Origin of the sequence: Gordonia sp. C13 (assembly GCF_023218005.1) — a bacterium.
Lineage (GTDB): Bacteria > Actinomycetota > Actinomycetes > Mycobacteriales > Mycobacteriaceae > Gordonia > Gordonia namibiensis.
The window spans coordinates 16,860-37,020 of the sequence record NZ_JALPSY010000029.1 but is presented as its reverse complement, the minus strand read 5'-3'; the positions used below and the strand labels follow the sequence as shown (position 1 = coordinate 37,020).

Annotated in this window: 16 protein-coding genes and 1 pseudogene; 14 read left to right on the top strand and 3 right to left on the bottom strand. The window is 67.9% G+C overall.

What is annotated here, in order from left to right; translation table 11 throughout:
• Window positions 1-11 precede the first annotated feature (11 nt).
• Window positions 12-1,547, bottom strand: a complete 1,536-nt coding sequence (locus tag M1L58_RS19400; RefSeq protein ID WP_248660125.1) for an FAD-dependent oxidoreductase — start codon at window positions 1,545-1,547, stop codon at window positions 12-14.
• Between the two features lie 147 nt (window positions 1,548-1,694).
• On the opposite strand from M1L58_RS19400, the gene nadB reads away from it, so the two are divergent.
• The 7 genes from nadB to M1L58_RS19365 all read left to right on the top strand — a co-directional run bounded on the left by nadB (window position 1,695) and on the right by M1L58_RS19365 (window position 8,687).
• Window positions 1,695-3,341: an L-aspartate oxidase gene (gene nadB / locus M1L58_RS19395; protein ID WP_248660124.1), complete on the top strand. Its 1,647-nt coding sequence runs from the start codon at window positions 1,695-1,697 to the stop codon at window positions 3,339-3,341.
• Between the two features lie 73 nt (window positions 3,342-3,414).
• Window positions 3,415-4,419 carry an alpha/beta fold hydrolase gene (locus tag M1L58_RS19390; RefSeq protein WP_227026502.1) on the top strand — a complete coding sequence of 335 codons (1,005 nt, stop codon included), beginning with the start codon at window positions 3,415-3,417 and terminating at the stop codon, window positions 4,417-4,419.
• A 162-nt stretch (window positions 4,420-4,581) separates the two neighbouring features.
• Window positions 4,582-5,481 (top strand): hypothetical protein, encoded by a 900-nt coding sequence (locus M1L58_RS19385; protein ID WP_248660123.1) that lies wholly within the window; start codon window positions 4,582-4,584, stop codon window positions 5,479-5,481.
• A 175-nt stretch (window positions 5,482-5,656) separates the two neighbouring features.
• Window positions 5,657-5,950 carry a metal-sensitive transcriptional regulator gene (locus tag M1L58_RS19380; protein WP_005196646.1) on the top strand — a complete coding sequence of 98 codons (294 nt, stop codon included), beginning with the start codon at window positions 5,657-5,659 and terminating at the stop codon, window positions 5,948-5,950.
• 49 nt (window positions 5,951-5,999) lie between these two features.
• Window positions 6,000-6,206 (top strand): heavy-metal-associated domain-containing protein, encoded by a 207-nt coding sequence (locus tag M1L58_RS19375; protein ID WP_154884023.1) that lies wholly within the window; start codon window positions 6,000-6,002, stop codon window positions 6,204-6,206.
• A 1-nt stretch (window position 6,207) separates the two neighbouring features.
• Complete coding sequence (locus M1L58_RS19370; RefSeq protein WP_006868688.1) at window positions 6,208-6,402, top strand: hypothetical protein; 195 nt, start codon at window positions 6,208-6,210, stop codon at window positions 6,400-6,402.
• Complete coding sequence (locus tag M1L58_RS19365) at window positions 6,402-8,687, top strand: heavy metal translocating P-type ATPase (RefSeq protein ID WP_248660122.1); 2,286 nt, start codon at window positions 6,402-6,404, stop codon at window positions 8,685-8,687. Before M1L58_RS19370 ends, M1L58_RS19365 begins: the two co-directional genes overlap by 1 nt.
• Before the next feature lie 141 nt (window positions 8,688-8,828).
• On the opposite strand, the gene M1L58_RS19360 is transcribed toward M1L58_RS19365, so the two are convergent.
• Window positions 8,829-10,301 carry an FAD-binding protein gene (locus M1L58_RS19360; RefSeq protein ID WP_154884020.1) on the bottom strand — a complete coding sequence of 491 codons (1,473 nt, stop codon included), beginning with the start codon at window positions 10,299-10,301 and terminating at the stop codon, window positions 8,829-8,831.
• Between the two features lie 178 nt (window positions 10,302-10,479).
• On the opposite strand from M1L58_RS19360, the gene M1L58_RS19355 reads away from it, so the two are divergent.
• From M1L58_RS19355 to M1L58_RS19340, 4 genes are all read left to right on the top strand, one after another.
• Window positions 10,480-12,033, top strand: coding sequence for a molybdopterin-dependent oxidoreductase (locus tag M1L58_RS19355; protein WP_248660121.1), 1,554 nt, complete (start codon window positions 10,480-10,482; stop codon window positions 12,031-12,033).
• 330 nt (window positions 12,034-12,363) lie between these two features.
• On the top strand, window positions 12,364-13,452 hold the full coding sequence (locus tag M1L58_RS19350; RefSeq protein ID WP_248660120.1) for a Re/Si-specific NAD(P)(+) transhydrogenase subunit alpha: 1,089 nt from the start codon (window positions 12,364-12,366) through the stop codon (window positions 13,450-13,452).
• Window positions 13,452-13,757, top strand: a complete 306-nt coding sequence (locus M1L58_RS19345; protein ID WP_006358004.1) for an NAD(P) transhydrogenase subunit alpha — start codon at window positions 13,452-13,454, stop codon at window positions 13,755-13,757. The genes M1L58_RS19350 and M1L58_RS19345 overlap by 1 nt, the downstream gene beginning before the upstream one ends.
• Window positions 13,754-15,286: an NAD(P)(+) transhydrogenase (Re/Si-specific) subunit beta gene (locus M1L58_RS19340; RefSeq protein WP_248660119.1), complete on the top strand. Its 1,533-nt coding sequence runs from the start codon at window positions 13,754-13,756 to the stop codon at window positions 15,284-15,286. The genes M1L58_RS19345 and M1L58_RS19340 overlap by 4 nt, the downstream gene beginning before the upstream one ends.
• Window positions 15,287-15,355: 69 nt before the next feature.
• On the opposite strand, the gene M1L58_RS19335 is transcribed toward M1L58_RS19340, so the two are convergent.
• Window positions 15,356-17,707: a transketolase-like TK C-terminal-containing protein gene (locus tag M1L58_RS19335; protein WP_374112758.1), complete on the bottom strand. Its 2,352-nt coding sequence runs from the start codon at window positions 17,705-17,707 to the stop codon at window positions 15,356-15,358.
• 273 nt (window positions 17,708-17,980) lie between these two features.
• Between M1L58_RS19335 and M1L58_RS19330 the strand changes: the two are divergent.
• The 3 genes and pseudogenes from M1L58_RS19330 (at window position 17,981) to M1L58_RS19320 (ending at window position 20,103) form a co-directional block, all read left to right on the top strand.
• Window positions 17,981-18,456 (top strand): annotated as a pseudogene (locus M1L58_RS19330) (Lrp/AsnC family transcriptional regulator).
• Window positions 18,457-18,542: 86 nt separating this feature from the next.
• On the top strand, window positions 18,543-18,968 hold the full coding sequence (locus tag M1L58_RS19325) for a DoxX family protein (RefSeq protein ID WP_248660118.1): 426 nt from the start codon (window positions 18,543-18,545) through the stop codon (window positions 18,966-18,968).
• 106 nt (window positions 18,969-19,074) lie between these two features.
• Entirely contained in the window at window positions 19,075-20,103 is a 1,029-nt protein-coding gene (locus tag M1L58_RS19320) for an ElyC/SanA/YdcF family protein (RefSeq protein WP_248660117.1), read from the top strand.
• Window positions 20,104-20,161 lie beyond the last annotated feature (58 nt).

Genomic DNA, 20,161 nt, shown 5'->3' with positions numbered 1-20,161 from the left:
AGCGCAGCGGTTCAGCCCTCGGAGGGGTGCTGCGAGAACAGCTTTCGGGTCGCAGGACCTTCGAGTACTTCACCGGAGTGGCTGAACCGTGAACCGTGTAGCGGGCAGTCCCAGGACTGCTCGGCGTCGTTCCAGCGCAACACGCCGTACAGGTGCGTGCACAGCGGGGCGACGGACTGCGTCTGTCCGGCCACGGTGCACACGCCCTTCGGTGAAGCGCCGGAGTGTCCGACGCTGCCGTCGCCTTCGGCGGGTGATGAGTTCGCCGGTTTCAACAGACTCAGGTAACCGCCGACCATGTAGGCCGCGACCTGCGCGTTGGCCGATGCCGCCGAGGCCAGCGATCCAGGCTTGGTGATCTCGGACGAGCGCCAGGGGCGCAGGCTCGTCGACCACGGTGGTTCCGAGCCCAGGATCCGTCCGGTCATCGACAACGCCGCGGCGACGCCGTTGGTGAGGCCCCACTTCGCGAATCCGGTGGCGACCTGAACGCTGTCCATGCCGGGCAGAAGCGGTCCGACGTAGGGCATTTCGTCGATCGTCACGTAATCCTGCGCCGACCAGCGCGCCACCATGCGGGCGGTGGGGAAGTGCTTCTCGGTCCACGCGATCATGTCCAGGGCGTGTTGACGTTCGGACTTCGTGCGTCCCACCTCGTGACCGAAACCGCCGACCATCAGCAGCTCACCGTCGTAGCCCGGCCGTGTCGCGGTTCGCAGGGACACCGACGGGTTGTCGGCGCCGAGGTACATCTCGCGCGGGATCTCCCCGTCGACGACGAAGGCTGCCGCATACGAGCGTTGTGGATGCACCCGGGCGAAGAACCCCGCGCGGTCGAGGAAGGGGACGCCGGTCGCGAGCACGACCGATTCGGCGCGGATGTCACCGGCGTCGGTGGTGAGGGTGTGGGGCGTGCCGTGGCGCAGACCTTGCACGTGCACCTCCTCGTAGAGGTGGCCGCCGTGTGCGCGGAGGTCGTCGGCGAGGGCGCGGAGCACCACCATCGGGTCGATCTGCGCCTGCCCCTCGAGGCGGATGGCCGTCTTGACGTCGAACGGCAGTTCCGGACAATCGACGTGCTCGACCGGGATGTCATGCGCCCGGCAGGCCTCGAACTCCTTCTCCACGGTCTTCGCGCCCGACGTAGTGGCCGCGAACGTCAGTGCTGCACGCTCGTCGACCTGCAGGCCGCGATGGGTGAGGTAGTGCCGCAACCATGCCTGGCCCTCACGGTTCGCCTCGACGTAGTCCTGCACCGCGGACTTCCCGTGCCGACTCGAGATCGATGACAACCGCGTGCCCTGCAGCAGTGAGAGCTTGCCGGTGGTGTGGCCGGTCGCTGCGGCACCGATGTGGCGTCGCTCGAGGACGGCGACCTTCTGTCCGGCCCGCGCCAGCAGGAGTCCCGTGGTCAGGCCGGTGATGCCACCGCCCACGACGATCTGGTCATAAGTGTCGACCGTCCCGAACGGGGTGGTCTCGGGACGCACGTCGGGGAGTCCGGCGTGATCGGAGTCGTTCGCCGGGTCGAACCAGAGGGTTTTCATGGTGGTCGGGGTTGCCGCGATCCGGGTTGATCAAACATCAGGCGATCGAGCATTTCGTCGCGGGGAGCTGCGGGGTAGGGTTTTCGACTGGGAATCGAAAACACCTCGCCGGGGTTGTCAGAGTACGACCGGCGAAAGGCGGATGACATGAGTACGTCCACATACGGACCGGGCGCGGGTATCGCCGACCGTGCCGATCTCGTCGTGGTCGGGGCCGGTATCGCGGGCCTGACGGCCGCACTGTGCGCCGCGGAGAGCGGACTGTCGGTCGTCGTGGTCAACAAGGGCCCCAGCTGGCGTCCCGACCGTGGGGAGCAACCGACCTCGACGTTCTACGCCCAGGGCGGGGTCGCGGTGGTCATGCCCGGTGTGCGCTCGACCGGTCCGGACGACGTCGACTCGATCGATCTGCACCTCGCCGACACGCTCGCCGCCGGCGGTGGCCTCACCGACCCTGCGGCGACGCGCCCGATCCTGGCCGACGGGTGGTCATCGGTGTCCGCGCTGATCGGGTGGGGCGCCGACTTCGATCGCGACGCCGACGGTGAACTCCTGCGCACCCGCGAAGGCGGCCACTCCGTGCGACGGATCATCCACGCCGGCGGTGACGCGACGGGCGCCGCGATCCAACGTGCGCTCAACGACGCCGTCGCGCAGCGGGAGGCCGACCCCGGGCAGTCCATCCGTTTCCTCGACGACGCGATCGTCACGGAGGTCCGGGTCGACGACGGACGGGTCACGGGAGTGGCCTATCTGCAGGACGACCGGTGGGGTGTGGTCCACGCGCCGACGGTCCTGCTCGCCACCGGCGGTGCGGGCCATCTCTACGCGGCGACGACCAATCCGTCCGGTGCCACCTGTGACGGCATCGCGCTGGCGTTGCGGGCCGGAGCGCACGTCGCCGACCTCGAATTCATCCAGTTCCACCCCACGATGCTCTACACGCCGGGCGCCCGTGGGCGTCGGACGCTCATCAGCGAGGCCGTGCGAGGGGAGGGCGGGCGACTCGTCGACGCGCACGGACGGTCGGTGACCGACGGCGTGCACCCGATGGGCGACCTCGCTCCCCGCGATGTGGTCGCGAACGCCGTGGAGACCGCCATCGAACTGACCGGGCATCCCTGCGTCTACCTCGACATCAGCGGGGTGCCCGACTTCGAGCGGCGATTCCCGACGGTCAGTGCCGGAATCCGGTCGGCTGGTCTCGACCCGGCCGGCAACCGCATCCCCGTCGTACCGGGTGCCCACTACCTCTGCGGTGGCGTGGTGACCGACGACGAGGCGCGTACCGCCGTCGACGGTCTCCTGGCCGCCGGGGAGGTCGCTCGGACCGGCCTGCACGGGGCCAATCGACTGGCGTCGAACAGCCTGCTCGAAGGCCTCGTCATGGGCCGGCGTGCCGCGGCGGTCGCCGTCGGACGACGTGACCTGCGGCCGGCCGACTCAGTTCCCGTCGCGACGCCCGGACCGGTGCCGATCCTCGACCGCGAGCTGCTGCAGGACACGATGTCGAGACGGGTGGCTCTTCGCCGATCCGCCGACGGGTTGGCGTACGCGGCCGAGACGATCGCGAGTGCGCCGCGGCGGGTTCCCGCGACGGTGCGCGAGGTCGAGGATGCCGCGCTCACGCTGACCGCGGCGGCGGTCATCGCGGCGGCCACCGCCCGCACCGAGTCGCGTGGCGCTCACGTCCGAACGGACTTTCCCCTCACGGCCGAGATCGGGGAATCCCACACCTTCCGTCTCGTCGACGGAGAGATCCGAGAGTCGGGATTCGCCGGCATCACGGCCTGAGGGGACGCCCACGCCGCGCACCCGCGGGCACAGATAGATGCGGTCGTCGGATACGAGAGATACATTGGCGCCGATGACCCAGAGCTCACCGGACGCGCGCGACACCGAACCCCACGACGACTCCGACGCCCCGCGGCACGAGACCATCGACCTCGGACACATCACCCTCCACGCGCTGGAGTGGGGTCCGGTCGACGGCCCGGTTGCAGTGTGTCTTCACGGTTTTCCGGACTCGGCGTGGACATGGCGTCTGCTCGCCCCCGAACTGGTTGCCGCCGGTTATCGCGTCGTCGCGCCGTTCACCCGCGGGTACGCGCCGTCGGACATCCCGCGCGACAAGGACTTTCACGTCGCAGCGCTCGCCTACGACGCCCGGGAGATCCACCGGGCGGTCGGTGCCGGTCCCGACGCGGTGCTCATCGGGCATGACTGGGGTGCGCTGACGGTCAACGCCCTGTCGCACCGCTCGGACAACCCGTACTCGGCGGTCGTCGCGATGTCGGTTCCGCCGATCCCCGCGATCCGGAGCGCGGTCGCCGAGGGACCGGGTGCAGTTCGGCTTCTGGCGCGGCAGGCGACCATGAGCTGGTACATCGGGTTCAACCAGTTGCCCTGGTTGCCCGAGCGCAGTCTCGGCTGGCTGATCCCCCTGCTGTGGCGCCGCTGGCGGTTACGACGCCCCGGCACGCCGCGGCCGAACTACGACCTCGACATCGACCGGGCCCTCGCCGCGCTGCCGACGCGCGAGCATCGCGCTGCCGTCCTGGGTTACTACCGGGCAATGCTCCGGCCGCGGACCGACGCGCGGTACGCGGACCTCAGCCGGGACTGGTTGCGCGAACCCCGTTGCCGCACGCTGTATCTGCACGGCGCCGACGACGGCTGCATGCAGGCGAGATTCACCGACCACGTGCGCGGCGTGTTGCCCGACGGCAGTGCCACTGCGGTCGTCGCGGACGCCGGGCACTTCCTCCACCTCGATCGCCCGGAGGAGGTGAATCGCCGGATCGTGATGTTTGTCGCCGGGACGCGCGGGGACGAACAGGGTGACACCGGACCGGCCTCCTTCGTAGACTGACGCCCGGGATCTTCACAGCACCGCGGCCATCGGGGACGCCGTGGCGCTTGCCGGGGGGCGAGCCGAGATCGGCGAACACTCGAGACCACTGCGAAGACCGGCGTGGCATGGCTGGATGGCGCGCGTAGACGTGAAGCACTGCAGGTATGAAGGGGAGTCCGTATGAACGGCGAAGGCTGTTGGTCGACGGTGGTGTGCCGGCCGACCGAACGGGCGGCGCTGGGACTGTCGGGTGATTCCGATTGGTTGCTGCAGTGTCGTCTCGCGATCGGCCATCGCGGGAATCACGCGACGGATGCGAGCACCCACCCGAGGCACGATCGTCGCCTCTGGCTGGAGTGGAACGACTTCGACGATCGCGCTCAGTCGCTCATCGAACGCAACCCGTGCCCGGTCCCGTCGCCGGAAGGGGTCGGGTGCGTCTTCTTCGTCGGCCACGGCGGGCCCCACTTCTTTGCGCACTCGAACGGACACGCCCCGTCGGTGATGACGGGCGCCGGAGCAGGAAATCATCAACGACCTGCGCCGGGGCCTGGCCGGACGGGTCCGCAACCCCCGACCCCGAATCCGCAACGAATGGGGTCGCACCGGCTGCCCGACTCTCATCAACCGCCCACTCCGCCGGTCACGGAGCCTTCTTCCGAGCCCGCTCACGGTGCGACGCCCGAACCGCCTCCGGAGTCGGGATACCGAGGCGGCCGTCGATCCACCAACGCCGAACCGGTCGTGTCCGAGGACTACCACGGTCGACGCCATCGATCTGACGCGCCGAGCCAGGACGTTTCCGGCCCGGCGGTGCCCAGCACGGCAGCACCCGACACGGCTGGACCGGGCCCGGCGCCGGTGAACCCGGTGACACCGGCTCACGCCGCGCCGGCGCTTCCGGACGTCTCCCCTTCTGAGGGGGCCGTTGTCCATCCTGTCGGCGTCCCGGGTACGCAGGTGACCGACCAGGCCTCGGAGATCTCCGAGAAGGAAGCCGCGCGCCGTGCAGAGATCAGCGCGGCACTCGACGACGTCGCCGTGGCCCTGGCGCGCCTCGCCGCCGCCCTGCGGCCGTAGCTCCCGCGGTTCCTCGAACCCGACGCGTCATGCGTCGGGGTTTCGTGTTGCGGTTTGTTCGACGACCGACCGGCCGACGGGATCCAAATACGGTAGGGGGGTACCGTTGGCGGGCGAACGCTGGTATACCTGTTGAGGCATACCCCTAAGGGGTACCCGTCACCACAGGAGCGACATGGACGAGCACCAGCACGGCTACATCGGCCGCAAGGACGACTATCTCAAGCGTCTCCGCCGCATCGAGGGCCAGGCACGTGGGCTGCAGCGCATGGTCGAAGAGGACTCGTACTGCATCGACATCCTCACCCAGGTGTCGGCCATGACCAAGGCGTTGCAGGCGGTCAGCCTCGGTCTGCTCGAGGAGCACATGGCCCACTGCGTCGTACACGCCGCGCAGGAGAGCGACGCCGCCGGCAAGGAGAAGGTCGACGAGGCCATGGCCGCGATCGCCCGACTCGTGAAGTCCTGACACCGACCGACCCGCCGCCAACCACGAGACAGCAATCAGAGGAGAACCCGTGAGCACCACCAGCAACTACACCGTCACCGGGATGACCTGCGGCCACTGCGTCGCTTCCGTCCGCGAGGAGATCGAGGAGATCGCCGGCGTGACCAGTGTCGACGTAACCCTCGAAGACGGAGCCGTACGCGTCGTCGCCGACCGTGAGATCCCGCGCGAGGAGATCGCCGGAGCGGTCGCCGAAGCCGGGTACTCACTGGTGTGACATGAGCATTCCCAAGGGCCCCCTGGTCTACGTCGTCGCGCTGATCGCCGCCTTCGCGATCGCCTTCGGCGTCGGCCGGGCATGGGGACCGCAACCCGAGCCGGTCACCCACGACGCACCCTCGCACGGCGTCGTCGAGACGGCCGTTCCGGACTCGGCTCCGCATGGCGACATGACACATGGAGGTGACCACTGATGTCCGCGAGTCCCGGCCTGCAACTGGTCGACCTCGACATCTCCGGAATGACCTGCGCGTCGTGTGCGAACCGCATCGAGCGGAAACTGAACAAACTCGACGGTGTCACCGCCTCGGTGAACTACGCGACCGAACGTGCCCACGTCGAGGTCCCCACCGGTCTCGCCGCTGACGACCTCGTCGAGGTGGTCCGCGCCGCTGGTTACGACGCCGCGCCGATCCTGCCGGACCCGCCCGCTGGGTCGACGGACACGACCGACGCCGCATCGACGGCAGACCCCGAACTCGTCGCGCTGCGGCAGCGGCTGATCGTCTCGGCGGTGCTGTCGGTCCCGGTGATCGCCCTCGCGATGATCCCGGCCTGGCAGTTCACCTACTGGCAGTGGCTGTCGCTGACGCTCGCCGCGCCGGTGGTCGTGTGGGGCGCCTACCCGTTCCATCGCGCAGCATGGATCAACCTGCGTCACGGCGCGACCACGATGGACACCTTGGTGTCGGTCGGCACGCTCGCCGCGTTCGGTTGGTCGCTGTACGCGCTCTTCCTCGGTACCGCCGGGACGCCAGGCCTCACCCACGGGTTCGACCTGCTTCCCCAACGCGCCGACGGGGCCTCGCACATCTATCTCGAAGCGGCCGCGGGCGTGACGACCTTCCTGCTGGCGGGTCGTTACTTCGAGAAGCGGTCCAAGCGACGCGCCGGTGATGCACTGCGTGCCCTGATGGATCTCGGGGCCAAAGACGTCGTGGTCCGACGACACGGCGTCGAATCCCGAATTCCGATCGGGCAGTTGGCGGTTGGTGACGAGTTCGTGGTGCGCCCGGGCGAGAAGATCGCGACCGACGGCATCGTCGTCGACGGCGCCTCGGCGATCGACGCGTCGATGGTGTCCGGGGAATCGGTCCCGGTCGAGGTGACCGTGGGCGATGCGGTCATCGGCGCGACCGTCAACACCAGCGGACTGCTCGTCGTCCGGGCGACCGCCGTCGGTTCCGACACGGCCCTCGCGCAGATGGCACGCATGGTCGCCGCTGCGCAGGAGGGGAAGGCCGACGCACAGCGATTGGCCGACCGGATCTCCTCGGTGTTCGTCCCCGCGGTGATCGCGATCTCGATTGCCACGCTGGGCTTCTGGCTCGGCGCGGCGTCGTTGGACGACTTCGCGGGTGGCGACGTGACCTTCGCGTTCACCGCAGCAGTCGCGGTCCTCATCATCGCCTGCCCGTGTGCGCTCGGGCTCGCCACGCCGACCGCCCTCATGGTCGGCACGGGCCGCGGCGCACAGCTGGGCATCCTGTTGAAGGGGCCCGAGGTGCTGGAGTCGACCCGACGCGTCGACACCATCGTGCTGGACAAGACCGGCACCGTCACCTCCGGCGACATGACGGTGTCGACGGTGACCGTCGCCGGCGGTCAGGATGAGTCGCAGGTGCTCGCGTGGGCGGTTGCGGTGGAAGCGGGGTCGGAACATCCGATCGGCCGCGCCGTCATCGCCGCGGGTCGTGACCACGTGACCGAGAAGGCGCGAGACTTCGTGTCCACCCAGGGTGCCGGTGTCGCAGCCACGGTGGGGGACAAGCGAGTTCAGGTCCTCTCACCCGGTAAGGTCACCGTGCCGCTGCCCGGGGACCTCGCGGACGCGGTGTCGACTGCCGAATCAGGTGGTGCGACGGCGGTCGTCGTCCTCGTCGGCGACGTGAACGACGCTGCGTCCGAAGCGGTCGCGGTCGGCGTGATCGCGGTGGCCGACCGAATCAAGCCATCGTCGGCCGAGGCCATCGCCGAATTCCGGCGCCTGGGACTCACGCCGAAGCTGCTTACCGGTGACAACGAAGGTGCGGCGAGAGCTGTTGCGGCAGAAGTGGGAATCGATGACGTGACCGCGGGGGTCAGTCCGCAACGCAAGCTCGAGGTGATCGCGGAACTCCAGGAGCAGGGTCACGTGGTGGCGATGGTCGGCGACGGCATCAACGACGCCGCCGCACTGGCGCAGGCCGACCTCGGTCTCGCGATGGGCACCGGCACCGATGTGGCGATGGCGGCCAGCGACCTCACGGTCGTGGGTGGTGACCTCCGCGTGGTCGCCGACGCCATCCGGTTGGCGCGTCGAACCCTCGGCACGATCAAGGGAAACCTGTTCTGGGCCTTCGGTTACAACGTCGCCGCGATCCCACTGGCGGCAGCCGGCATGCTCAACCCGATGATCGCCGGGGCCGCGATGGCGCTCTCCTCGGTGTTCGTCGTGGGGAACAGCCTGCGGTTGCGGAGATTCTCCCCGGCCCGCTGACAACGGCCCACAAAGACCGGTTGGCAGCCTGGTTTCGATACGGACCTCGGCTGGCGCCTCGGCCCTACTCAACCAGCGGGTATGCGCTCCTGCTGGTTGAGTAGGTTCGAGCCGCTAGGCGAGAACCGTATCGAAACCAGCTCACGCGCGCGAGGTCACCTTCGCTGCGGCGTGCCGACCGGCGCGCCGGCCGAAGTACGATCCCTCGCCCAATTGCGTTCCGCTGCAATATCCCTTGCAGTCCTGGGCGATGTTGGTGGCACTCGCGCCCGCGGCGTAGAGGCCCTTGATGACAGACCCGGATTCGTCGAGCACCTCACCGTCGAGCGAGGTGGCCATGCCGCCCATGGTGAAGCCGGCGTACATCGCCTTGCCGAGCGAGAGGTCGTAGGCAGCCCACGGACCCTTGTCCTGGGGTTCGAGGAACTCGGCCGCCTTGTGGAAGTCGGGATCTTCCTTCTTCGCGGCGTTCTCGTTGTACCTGGCCATGGTCGCCTGGAGTTTGCCCTCGGGGATGCCGAGGTCGCGCTCCATCTCCTCGATCGTCTCCCAGCCGTCGATCAGCGGGATCAGGTAGTTCTGCTTGGGGTTCATGTGCGATTCGTCGACGATGAGGAATGCCGCCGAGTCCGGTTGTTCCATGATGAATCCCGACGTGCGGGCGTGGTAGGAGTCCTCGGTGACGAACCGTTCGCCGAATTTGTTCACGATGACGCCCATGACCATGCTTGCGGGCGGATAGATCGGCGCGGTGATGAACGCCTTGTCCATGTACTTCAGCTCGGCGCCCACCGACCGGCCCATGCGCAGTCCGAGGCCGTCGTCGTAGGTGTTGCCGAGGACGAACGGCTTCTCGGCGAGGTGCGGCGTGTGCTCGGCGACCATCTCGGGGTTCATCACGAAGCCGCCCGCGGCGATGATCACCGAGGTGGCGCGGATGACGCCTTCCTCGCCGGGCTTCTTCCAGGTCACGCCGGCGACGGTTCCGTCGGAGTCGACGACGAGCTGCCGTGCGCCGGTCTCGTAGCGGACCTCGACGCCGAGTTCGCCGAGCCGCTTGACGAGCAGGTCGATCACCAGGGAGGCGCCACCGGTCTCTCCGGGAACCGGCACCTTGTGGCCGCGCGGGGCGGGGACGGCCTGGTCCTTGAACGGCCAGACCTTCTCGTTGCCGGTGTACATCAGGCCTTCGGTGCCCGGCTGGATGACGGCCTTCTCCGGGTAGAAGCTGCGCTCGAAGGTGAAGCCCAGCCCTTCGAGCCAGTTGAAGTGGTCGACGCTGTCGACGCAGTACGCGTGGATCTTGTCGACCTCGGGGTCGATGGACACCGCGGTCAGGTACTTCTCCATCTCCTCGGGCGAATCGTCCTGACCCGTCGCCTTCTGGACGGCGGTGCCGCCACCGAGATAGAAGAATCCTCCCGACAGGGAGGTGGTGCCGCCGGCCGCGGCGGCGCGTTCGATGAGCAGGACGCGCGCGCCGTTCGCCGCGGCCTCCGCCGCGGCGCATCCGCCCGCGATGCCGAATCCGATCACGACGACGTCGACCTCGTCGGAGAATTCGGTCACCGATTCGAGGGCGACGGTCTCCGGGATCTCGGTACTGGTAGCCATGCGGCCAGATTAGCGGACAAAATAGAACCTGTTCTAGTCTTGGTGCCCATTCAGCGGGAGGTCGCCGGATTGTGACCGAAGCGGCAGGTCAGCCGATCGATCGTCGGATGAACAGTCGGTGTCCGGTGCGGAACCACCGCCCTGTGCGGGAACTCCGGTATCAAGAAGTGTGACCATCATGTCGGACCCCCGCGCACACGACGCCGCCCCCTGGGTGGCCGGAATCATCGCGGTGGGTGCCGGGCTGGCGGCGGGGGAGATCGCCGCGGTGCCGGTGTCGCCGGACGCGTCGCCCTACTTCGCGGTCGGCTCGTCGGTGGTCGATCACTCGCCCGAGGTTGTCCGCGAGTGGGCCATCCAGACCTTCGGCATCGCCGACAAGGTCGCCCTCTTCGTCGGGATGGGGATCGTCATCGCCGCGATCGCGGGCGCCTGCGGGTACCTCGAGCGGCGACGTCCACCGTTCGGTTCCGCGATCATCGCGGTCTTCGCGGCCATCGGAGTGCTGGCAGCAGTGAACCGGTCGGGTGCGACGTGGACGTATGCGTTGCCCTCGGTCCTCGCCGGCGTCGTGGGCATCGTCGTGGTGAAACTCTTACTCGCCCAGCTCGACGACGAGCCGCCACGCGACATCGACGAAGTTGCGGAAGAGTTTGAACCTCAACCACTTTCCCGCCGGTTCGTCCTCGCCGCGGGCGGTGTCGCGGTGGCCGCCGTCGCGATCGGCGTCATCGGCCGTCGCATGCTCGCCGACACCGCGAGCGCACTGGCCGACCGCGCACGGATCCTGCTGCCGAAACCCGTCGACCCGGCCCCGCCGATCCCGCCCGGGGTCGACCTGAACCCCTCCGGTGCAACGCCTTTCGTCACCGGGAACGACGACTTCTATCGGATCGACACCGCGCTCCAGGTTCCGACGCTCACCACCGTCGAATGGCGACTGCGGATACACGGAGAGGTCGACAGAGAGGTGACCATCACCTGGGAAGACCTGCTGGCGATGCCCATGACCGAACGGTTCGTGACGCTGGCGTGCGTGTCCAACGACGTCGGGGGAGACCTGATCGGCAACGCCCGATGGCTCGGTGTGCCGATGCAGAAGGTCCTCGACCTCGCCGGCGTACGACCCGGGGCGGACATGCTGTTGTCCACCAGCGTCGACGGATGGACCTGCGGCACACCGATTTCGGACATCACCGACGGCCGGGACGCCCTGCTGGCGGTCGGTATGAACGGGGGGCCGTTACCGATCGAACACGGCTACCCGGTCCGGCAGGTGGTTCCCGGCCTGTACGGATACGTGTCGGCGACCAAGTGGGTTGTCGACTGGGAGATCACCAGGTTCGCTGAGGCCAGGGCGTACTGGACCGACCGCGGATGGTCGGCGCTCGGACCCATCAAACTGGCCTCGCGGATCGACCGCCCGGCCCGGGGTACCTCCCATCCTGCGGGTGAGGTCGTCATCGCCGGAACCGCATGGGCACAGCACGTAGGTGTCGAGCGCGTCGAGGTCCGGATCGACGACGGACCGTGGCAACCTGCGGAGCTCGCGACCGAGTACAGCGTCGACACCTGGCGGCAGTGGAAGTTCGTGTGGCAAGCGGACAAAGGCGACCACACCGTCACGTGCCGGGCCTTCGACAAACAGGGGCGCCCGCAGGTCGAGCGGTACCAGTCTCCTGCACCCGATGGCGCGACCGGTCTCGACGAGCGTAGATACAGCGTTACCTGATCTGTTCCAACGGATTAGGCGTTACCGGCCGGTATTCGTAAAGGTCGTGATGAATCGCTTTGTCAAGGGTGAGTGAGGTATCCGACTCCCCTGAGATTGCGCTGAGAACCCGTGTTATGTTTTTCCAACCTCTAAATGTGAGCCGGGTGACAGTCATCGCTGTCGGAACCCGAGCACTTCGTGACCTGCGTCAGGTCGTCCGCGCCGCCGACACATGGCGGAGCTGCACGATTTGCACGCAGGTCACGGCGTTGTACACATGTGCGCCGACGACAGGCGCCGAAACAAGGCGGCGCCGACACGGCGTCGCCACCAGACAGGGTGAGTGAAATGACAGTGGGTGTCGTACGCGAGACGGCCCCGGGAGAGCGCCGCGTGGCGCTCGTCCCGAAGGTGGCCGCCTCGCTGGTGGGCAAGGGTGTGCCCGTCGTGGTGGAGTCGGGGGCCGGTCTCGGCGCCCTGATTCCCGACGAGGCGTACACCGAAGCCGGGGCCACGATCGGTGACCCGTATTCCGCTGACGTGGTGTTGCGGGTGTCGCCGCCGTCGGATGACGAGATCGGCAAGCTGCGCAGCGGGCAGAAGCTGATCGGCTTCCTGGCACCGCGCAATGCCGACAACAAGATCGGCGCCCTGCGTGCGGCGGGCGTGGAGGCCTACGCGGTGGAGGCGATCCCGCGTATCTCCCGCGCACAGGTGATGGATGCGCTGAGTTCGCAGGCCAACGTGGCCGGTTACAAGTCGGTGATCGTGGCCGCGGACCTGTCGACGCGGTTCTTCCCGATGCTGACCACGGCGGCGGGCACGGTGAAGCCGGCGACGGTGCTGGTGCTCGGCGTCGGTGTGGCCGGCCTGCAGGCGCTGGCCACGGCCAAGCGCCTGGGCGGTCGGACCACCGGTTACGACGTGCGTCCCGAGGTGGCCGAACAGGTCCGGTCGGTCGGAGCGCAGTGGCTCGATCTCGGTATCGACGCCGCCGGCGAAGGCGGTTACGCCCGTGAGCTGACCGAGGAAGAACGCGCGCAGCAGCAACAGGCGCTCGAGGACGCGATCAAGGGCTTCGACGTGGTGGTCACCACCGCGCTGGTCCCGGGCCGTCCGGCCCCGCGCCTGGTGACCGCGGCCGCGGTCGAGGGCATGAAGCCGGGCAGCGTCGTGGTGGATCTGGCCGGTGAGACCGGCGGCAACTGCGAGCTCACCGAACCCGGGCAGACCGTCGTGAAGCATGACGTGACGATCACCGCGCCGCTGAATCTGCCGGCGACGATGCCCGAGCATGCCAGCGAGCTGTACTCGAAGAACCTCCTCGCGCTGATCGAGCTGATGCTGGATGAGAACGGCGCGATCACACCGGATTTCGACGACGAGGTGCTCGCCGCTGCGTGCGTCACCCGTGACTCGCAGGAGGTGAAGGCCTGATGTATTCCGGACTTCTGGCGAATCTCGCGATCCTGGTGTTGGCCGGGTTCGTCGGTTTCGCGGTCATCTCGAAGGTTCCCAACACCCTTCACACCCCGTTGATGTCGGGCACGAACGCCATCCACGGCATCGTCGTGCTCGGTGCGCTGGTGGTGCTGGGCAAGCTTCCTGCCGATGCCGGGTGGGGTGTGCGGATCATCGCGTTCGTCGCGCTGGTGTTCGGCACGCTCAACGTGATCGGTGGCTTCGCGGTCACCGACCGGATGCTGGGCATGTTCAAGGGTAAGAAGGAGGCCGCCAAGTGATCGGCTCGCAACTGGTGCTCGCCGCAGGCGCGCACACCCCGAGCGAAGGCCTGTCCTACCTGGTCATGGCGCTCTACATCGTGTCCTTCTCGCTGTTCATCTACGGCCTCATGGGTCTGACCGGCCCGAAGACCGCGGTGCGCGGCAACTGGATCGCCGCGACCGGTATGGGTTTGGCGGTGGCGGCGACGCTGCTCTACATCTACAACGCGGGCGCGGTCGGCGAGGACGGTCATTCGACGGTCGGCGTGCCGACGATCAACTGGATCCTGATCGTGATCGGTCTGGTTCTCGGTGTGGTGCTGGGTATCCCGCCGGCGCTGAAGACCAAGATGACGGCCATGCCGCAGCTGGTGGCATTGTTCAACGGCGTCGGCGGTGGCACGGTTGCGCTGATCGCGTGGTCGGAGTTCATCGAGACCTCCGGGTTCTCGGTCTTCCACAACACCGAACCGGCCTCGCCGCTGGTGGTGGGTTCGCTGATCGCGGCGATCATCGGTTCGATCTCGTTCTGGGGATCGCTGGTCGCGTTCGCGAAGCTGCAGGAGATCATGCCCAAGGGTCTGGAGAAGACCTTCGTGGCGAACGCGAAGCTGTTCCAGGCCGCCAACATCGTGCTGCTGCTCGTCGCGTTGGGTCTGGCGATCTACCTCGGAGTGCAGGCCACCGACGGTGGCGGGGCGAGCGTGTGGTGGATGGTCGGGCTGTTGCTCGCCGCCGGCGTGATGGGTCTGTTCGTGGTGTTCCCCATCGGCGGCGCGGACATGCCGGTGGTGATCTCGCTGCTCAACGCGATGACCGGTCTGTCGGCCGCAGCGGCGGGTATCGCGCTGGACAACACCGCGCTGATCGTGGCCGGCATGATCGTCGGCGCGTCGGGTTCGATCCTGACCAACCTGATGGCCAAGGCGATGAACCGGTCGATCCCGGCGATCGTGTTCGGCTCGTTCGGTGGCGGCGACTCCGCAGCCGCCGGTGGTCCCGGCGCCGAGGGCGGCACCGTCAAGGCCACCTCCGCCGCCGACGCCGCGATCCAGATGGCCTACGCCAATCAGGTGATCGTGGTGCCCGGTTACGGTCTGGCCGTGGCCCAGGCCCAGCATGCGGTCAAGGAGATGGCGAGCTTGCTCGAGGCCAAGGGTGTGGAGGTCAAGTACGCCATCCACCCGGTGGCCGGTCGTATGCCGGGGCACATGAACGTGCTGCTGGCCGAGGCCGACGTCGAATACGACGCGATGAAGGAGATGGACGACATCAACGGCGAGTTCGGCCGTACCGATGTCGCGATCGTGATCGGCGCCAACGATGTCACCAACCCGGCCGCCCGTAACGATCCGTCCAGCCCGATCCACGGCATGCCGATTCTCAACGTCGACGAGGCGCGGTCGGTGATCGTGCTGAAGCGGTCGATGAGTTCGGGTTATGCCGGTATCGAGAACCCGCTGTTCTTCGCCGACGGCACCTCTATGCTGTTCGGTGACGCGAAGAAGAGCGTCGACAGCGTCATCGAGGAACTCAAAGCGCTGTAAGCGCTTCCGGTTTCGACGAGAAGACCCCCGGGCCCCGCGAATGCGGTCCCGGGGGTCTTGTCATTTCGGTCAGGGCAGGATGTCGAGAGCGGCGGAGACGATGCCGTCGGCGTCGATGCCGTGATGTCGGTAGACGTCGTCGAGGGAGCCGACCTGACCGAACCGGGAGACACCGAGATTGGTGCTGCGCACCCGGTTGATACCGGCCAGGAACGCCAGGGTGTGCGGGTGTCCGTCGAGGACCGTGACCATCGGGGTGGCACGGTCGCCCGGGAAGAGTTGATCCAGAATCCAGCTCTCACCGTTGCCTCGACCCTGGCGCGCCTGCCAGGCCTCGAACAGGAGTCCGGGGCTCGTGATGCAGAGGACGTCGGCGTCGATCCCCTGCTGCTGCAACCGGTCTGCCGCGGCGAGTGCTTCGGGGATCAGGGCCCCCATCGCCACGATCGTCACCTGTGCGTTCTCACTCCGTCGAAGTGGGTAACCGCCGGCGACGACCTGACGGCGTCGACGTTCGCGCGCGGCCGGGTCGGTCGGCACCGCGGCGAGGGACTGGTCGACCGGACGGGTGGAGAGACGTAGATACGCCGAGGTGCCGTCCGGGCGGCCGAGCCGGGACAGGGAAGCCAACAGGGTCCACTCGACGTCGATCCCGAACGCCGGTTCGTAACTGACACAACCCGGTTGCTCGAGACCGATCGACGGTGTCTTGATCGATTGGTGCGCGCCGCCTTCGGCAGCGAGCGTGACCCCGGAGGGGGTGCCGACCAGGATCGACTGGCCGCCGGCGTAGATGCCGTACGACCACGGTTCCAGGGCGCGTTCGACGAAGGGGTCGTAGAGCACGCCGATCGGCAGCAGCGGCTGTCCCCAGCGGCTCCACGTGGCACCGAGTTCGCCGATCAGACCCACCAGATTGGTCTCGGCGATACCGAGTTCCATGTGCTGCCCGGTGGGCCGCTCGTTCCAGTGCATGATCGTCTCGGGATCGTCGGCGAACCAGTTGTGGCGCTCGGTGGGCGACCAGACGCCGACCTTGTTCACCCAGCCGCCGAGATTGGTGGTCGAGCTGACGTCGGGGCTCACGGTGACGACACGCTTCGCCGCCTCCGGCGACTGACGGGTCAGGTCGAGCAGCGACCGACCGAGCGCGGCCTGGGTGGTGCTGGTGCCCTTCGGGGTGCGACCGAAGTCGGCCGGGATCTCGACGTCGGGCAACGAAGGTACCGGATCCCGCTGAAGGCGTCGTGCTGCAGCGGCACACAGACGACCTGCCGGGTCGTCGTCGGTGAACCGGCCCCACGGTCGGTCCGGGTCCGTCCCGAGGGCCGCCGCCAGTTGCCGGTACTCCTCGACGGTCAGCAGCGCCGAATGGTTCTGGGGGTGGCCCTGCGTGGGCAAACCGTAGCCCTTGATGGTGTAGGCGATGATCACCGTCGGGCGGGTGTCATCGATCTGCCGGTACGCCTGCGACAGCGCCTGCAGGTCGTGACCGCCGAGGTTGCGGACCGCTGCCAAGAGGGTTTCGTCGTCCAGTGCGGCGATGAGTTCGGTGATCTTCCCGCTCTCGGAACCGGTGCCGGGCAGACGGTCACGGACCTCGTCCGCGGCGCAGCGGAGCAGTCGCTGATACTCCGGGTTCGGCATCTGCAGGATGCGGGTCCGCAGTGCGTCGCCGCCGGGGCGGGCGAAGAGGGATTCGAGCAGCTGTCCGAACCGTACGGGGATGACCTGCCAGCCGGCCGCTTCGAACATCTTCTCCAGGCGACGGGCGGCGATGTTCGGCACGACGCGGTCCAGTGACTGGCGATTGAGGTCGACGATCCACACCACCCCGCCGAGATCGGCGATCCCCGGATCGAGGATGGCCTCCCAGACGGCGCCCTCGTCGAGTTCGGCGTCGCCGACGAGCGAGTACTGCCGGCCGCGGCCGGTGTCGCCGACGTGGGTGTCGACGTAGCGTCGTGCCATCGCGCCCCAGATCGGGGCGGTCGCGCCGATGCCGACCGAGCCGGTGGAGTAGTCGACGGTGTCCGGGTCCTTGGCGCGGCTGGGGTAGGACTGGAGGCCGCCGAACTCGCGGAGCGTGGTCAGGTACTTCTCGTCGAGCTCGCCGAGCAGGTAGTTGATGCTGTGGAGCACCGGCGACGCATGGGGTTTCACCGACACGCGATCACCGGGGCGCAGGTGCTCGAACCACAGCGAGGTCATGATCGAGACCATCGACGCGCACGACGCCTGGTGTCCGCCGACCTGCAGACCGCTGGGATTCGGCCGAACCCGGTTGGCGTGGTGGATCATCGAGGTCGACAGCCAGAGCACACGTTGCTGGATCGACTCGAGCGCGGCTTGTTCGGGCGTCACTGCGTCGCCGAGTGACGGCGGCGCGGCGACGGTGTCGAGAAATGCGGACTGGGACACGGGAACTCACTCTCGAACACCACCCACGCGAACCGCGGCACGGCGTGCGGATGTGAAGGTTTGACCGACGCCCCCTCGGCGGCGACGGATCGGTCGCGGCCGGCAGGGCGAAATCCGGGTCGCCTACGGGGTTGTGTTCCGTCGGGGCTGGCCGGTTCTACGAGAAGGTGTGCTCACAGTCCAGCAATGACAGTCGGTTTGCGCAATACTTGTCAGCGGAACTGAGCAGTATGCGCACCTTCAGCGGGGGTGTGGGGAACGGAGGTTGGCATCTTGCCAAGCGAACATCGGGCCGACCGGATCGACGCCAAGATCCTGACGGTCCTCGCCGAGGACCTCGGGCCACGGTGATGGCGGTCGCCGAGCGGACCGGGCTGTCCCGCAACACCGTTCAGGCCCGGTTGAGCAAGCTCGACGCCGCGGGCGCCTTGCGTTCCTTCGAGCGGCGCGTCGATCCGGCTGTCCTGGGATATCCGCTGCAGGCCTACGTGCTCACCAATGTCACCCAGCGCAAGCTGGATCAGGTAGGTGCAGCGCTCGAGGCAATACCCGAGGTCCTGCAGGTCCACGGCCTCACCGGGGTCGCCGACCTGCTGGTGCACGTCGCCGCGCAGGATGCGGACGATCTGTACCGCATCGCCGGGGACATCCTGGGCATCGAGGGCGTCAAGCGCACCACGACCGCTCTGGTGATGAGGGAGATGGTGGACTTCCGGGTCCGCCCGCTGCTGGACACCCTCGCCGAGTAGCTGCGTCGAGCCCCGATGAGTTTCCCGGGCGAGCCGTGTCTATCCCTGCACGACCACCACATCGCTCGACCACCAGGGAGAACATCATGGCCACCGACATCACCACGCGGAACTCGTCCGAGACCACCGGTAGCCGTAATTGGCGCCGCATCGTGGGGATCGTCATCAGCGTCCTCGTCGGCGCATTCCTCGCATTCGACGTCATCGGGAAGCTGACCCGCCCGCAGGCGGTGATCGACGGTACCGAGAAGCTCGGCTTCGACTCCGACCAGGCCATCGTGATGGGTGTGGTGTTGCTCGTCTGCCTTGTCGTGTACGCGATCCCGCGGACGGCGGTGCTGGGCGCGCTCGGCATCACCGCCTACCTCGGCGGCGCGGTCACCGCGAACATGCGTATCGAGGAGCCGCTCTTCAGCACGGTTCTGTTCGCGGTCTATCTCGGCGTGCTGATGTGGATCGGCCTCGTCCTGCGTCGTCCGGAACTGTTGAAGGTCGCCGGTTTGCGGCGCTGACCAGCGCACGCGAGGTCCCTCGACGGCCCCGTGCCCGTTACCGATCTGGAATCGGACGGGTGCGGGGCCGTTGCGGATGCCTCGTACTGTTACGCGAGTGACTGGTGTGACCAGAGTGAAGCGCTTCCGGCTGGCTGCGGCCGCGACCATCGCGGTCGCCGCGCTCGGCGGCGTGGCCTTCGGGTCTCTCCCCGCCGACGGGGCCGGCGTCGTGACGGTGGCGGACGCCGTCGACCCGGCCGGGCTGTACAACGAGGCCCAGTCGAAGTTCGCGAACGGGGACGTCGCCGGCGGTCTGGCCGCATTGCAGAAGGCGCTGACGCTGGCTCCCGCGGACACCGATGCGCTTGCACTGCAGGCGATCTGGGCCGACCAGTTGGAGGAAGCGTCGGTCAGCAATGCCGCGCTCGGTCGCCTACGGGTGCTGAACCCCCTCCTCGCCACCACCGCTCGCAACGTGATCTCGGGAGTCGCCACCGCCGCGCAGATCGTGCCCGACACCACGCCCAAACCGGTGTCCGGGCGGGTCGCGATCGTCGTCCTGGGGTTCGGGTTGAACGCGAACGGAAAGATGGCCCCGGAGTTGGTGAATCGGGTGACGGCGGGCAAGGCGCAATCCGAGATCACCACCGCCGCACCGATCGTCGTGACCGGCGGGGTCCCCAAGAACGGCATCACCGAGGCCGCCGCGATGAAGAACTGGCTGGTCGAGAACGGGGTGGACAGCGGCCGCATCCTGACCGAGGACAAGTCGGGGTCCACCGTGGCCAACGCGCAGAACACCTCGGAGATCCTGCGTGCGAAAGGTATCCGCGACATCATCCTGGTGACCTCGCCCAATCACATCCGGCGCGGGGCGGCGGACTTCGGCGCGACCGGGCTGCGGGTCGTCGGAACCCTCACCACCGCCACCGATCTCAGCAAGTACCTCACTCCGCTGACCAAGGATCAGACGCGGGGGATCCGGCTCGAGGCCACTCGCGCCGCCCGGATCCCGGCGACCCACCAGCCGGGTGTGCTCCCGCAGAACCTCCCCGATCCCGGACCCGGTCTGCTCACCGACCTCGGCGGACAGGTCCTCAAACAGCTGCTCGACGCCGGATCGTCGGCGATCGGTTCGGGTACCGAGGGCTGACCCCTCAGCGCGCATCCCCCGAACGGAGTTCGGCCAGAACATCACCGAACGGAGTTCG

Coding starts and splice junctions, on each gene's coding strand:
- M1L58_RS19400 (WP_248660125.1), bottom strand. CDS start 1,547: ATGAAAACCCTCTGGTTCGACCCGGCGAACGACTCCGATCACGCCGGA.
- M1L58_RS19345 (WP_006358004.1), top strand. CDS start 13,452: ATGTATTCCGGACTTCTGGCGAATCTCGCGATCCTGGTGTTGGCCGGG.
- M1L58_RS19390 (WP_227026502.1), top strand. CDS start 3,415: ATGACCCAGAGCTCACCGGACGCGCGCGACACCGAACCCCACGACGAC.
- nadB (WP_248660124.1), top strand. CDS start 1,695: ATGAGTACGTCCACATACGGACCGGGCGCGGGTATCGCCGACCGTGCC.
- M1L58_RS19350 (WP_248660120.1), top strand. CDS start 12,364: ATGACAGTGGGTGTCGTACGCGAGACGGCCCCGGGAGAGCGCCGCGTG.
- M1L58_RS19370 (WP_006868688.1), top strand. CDS start 6,208: ATGAGCATTCCCAAGGGCCCCCTGGTCTACGTCGTCGCGCTGATCGCC.
- M1L58_RS19380 (WP_005196646.1), top strand. CDS start 5,657: ATGGACGAGCACCAGCACGGCTACATCGGCCGCAAGGACGACTATCTC.
- M1L58_RS19325 (WP_248660118.1), top strand. CDS start 18,543: ATGGCCACCGACATCACCACGCGGAACTCGTCCGAGACCACCGGTAGC.
- M1L58_RS19360 (WP_154884020.1), bottom strand. CDS start 10,301: ATGGCTACCAGTACCGAGATCCCGGAGACCGTCGCCCTCGAATCGGTG.
- M1L58_RS19355 (WP_248660121.1), top strand. CDS start 10,480: ATGTCGGACCCCCGCGCACACGACGCCGCCCCCTGGGTGGCCGGAATC.
- M1L58_RS19385 (WP_248660123.1), top strand. CDS start 4,582: ATGAACGGCGAAGGCTGTTGGTCGACGGTGGTGTGCCGGCCGACCGAA.
- M1L58_RS19365 (WP_248660122.1), top strand. CDS start 6,402: ATGTCCGCGAGTCCCGGCCTGCAACTGGTCGACCTCGACATCTCCGGA.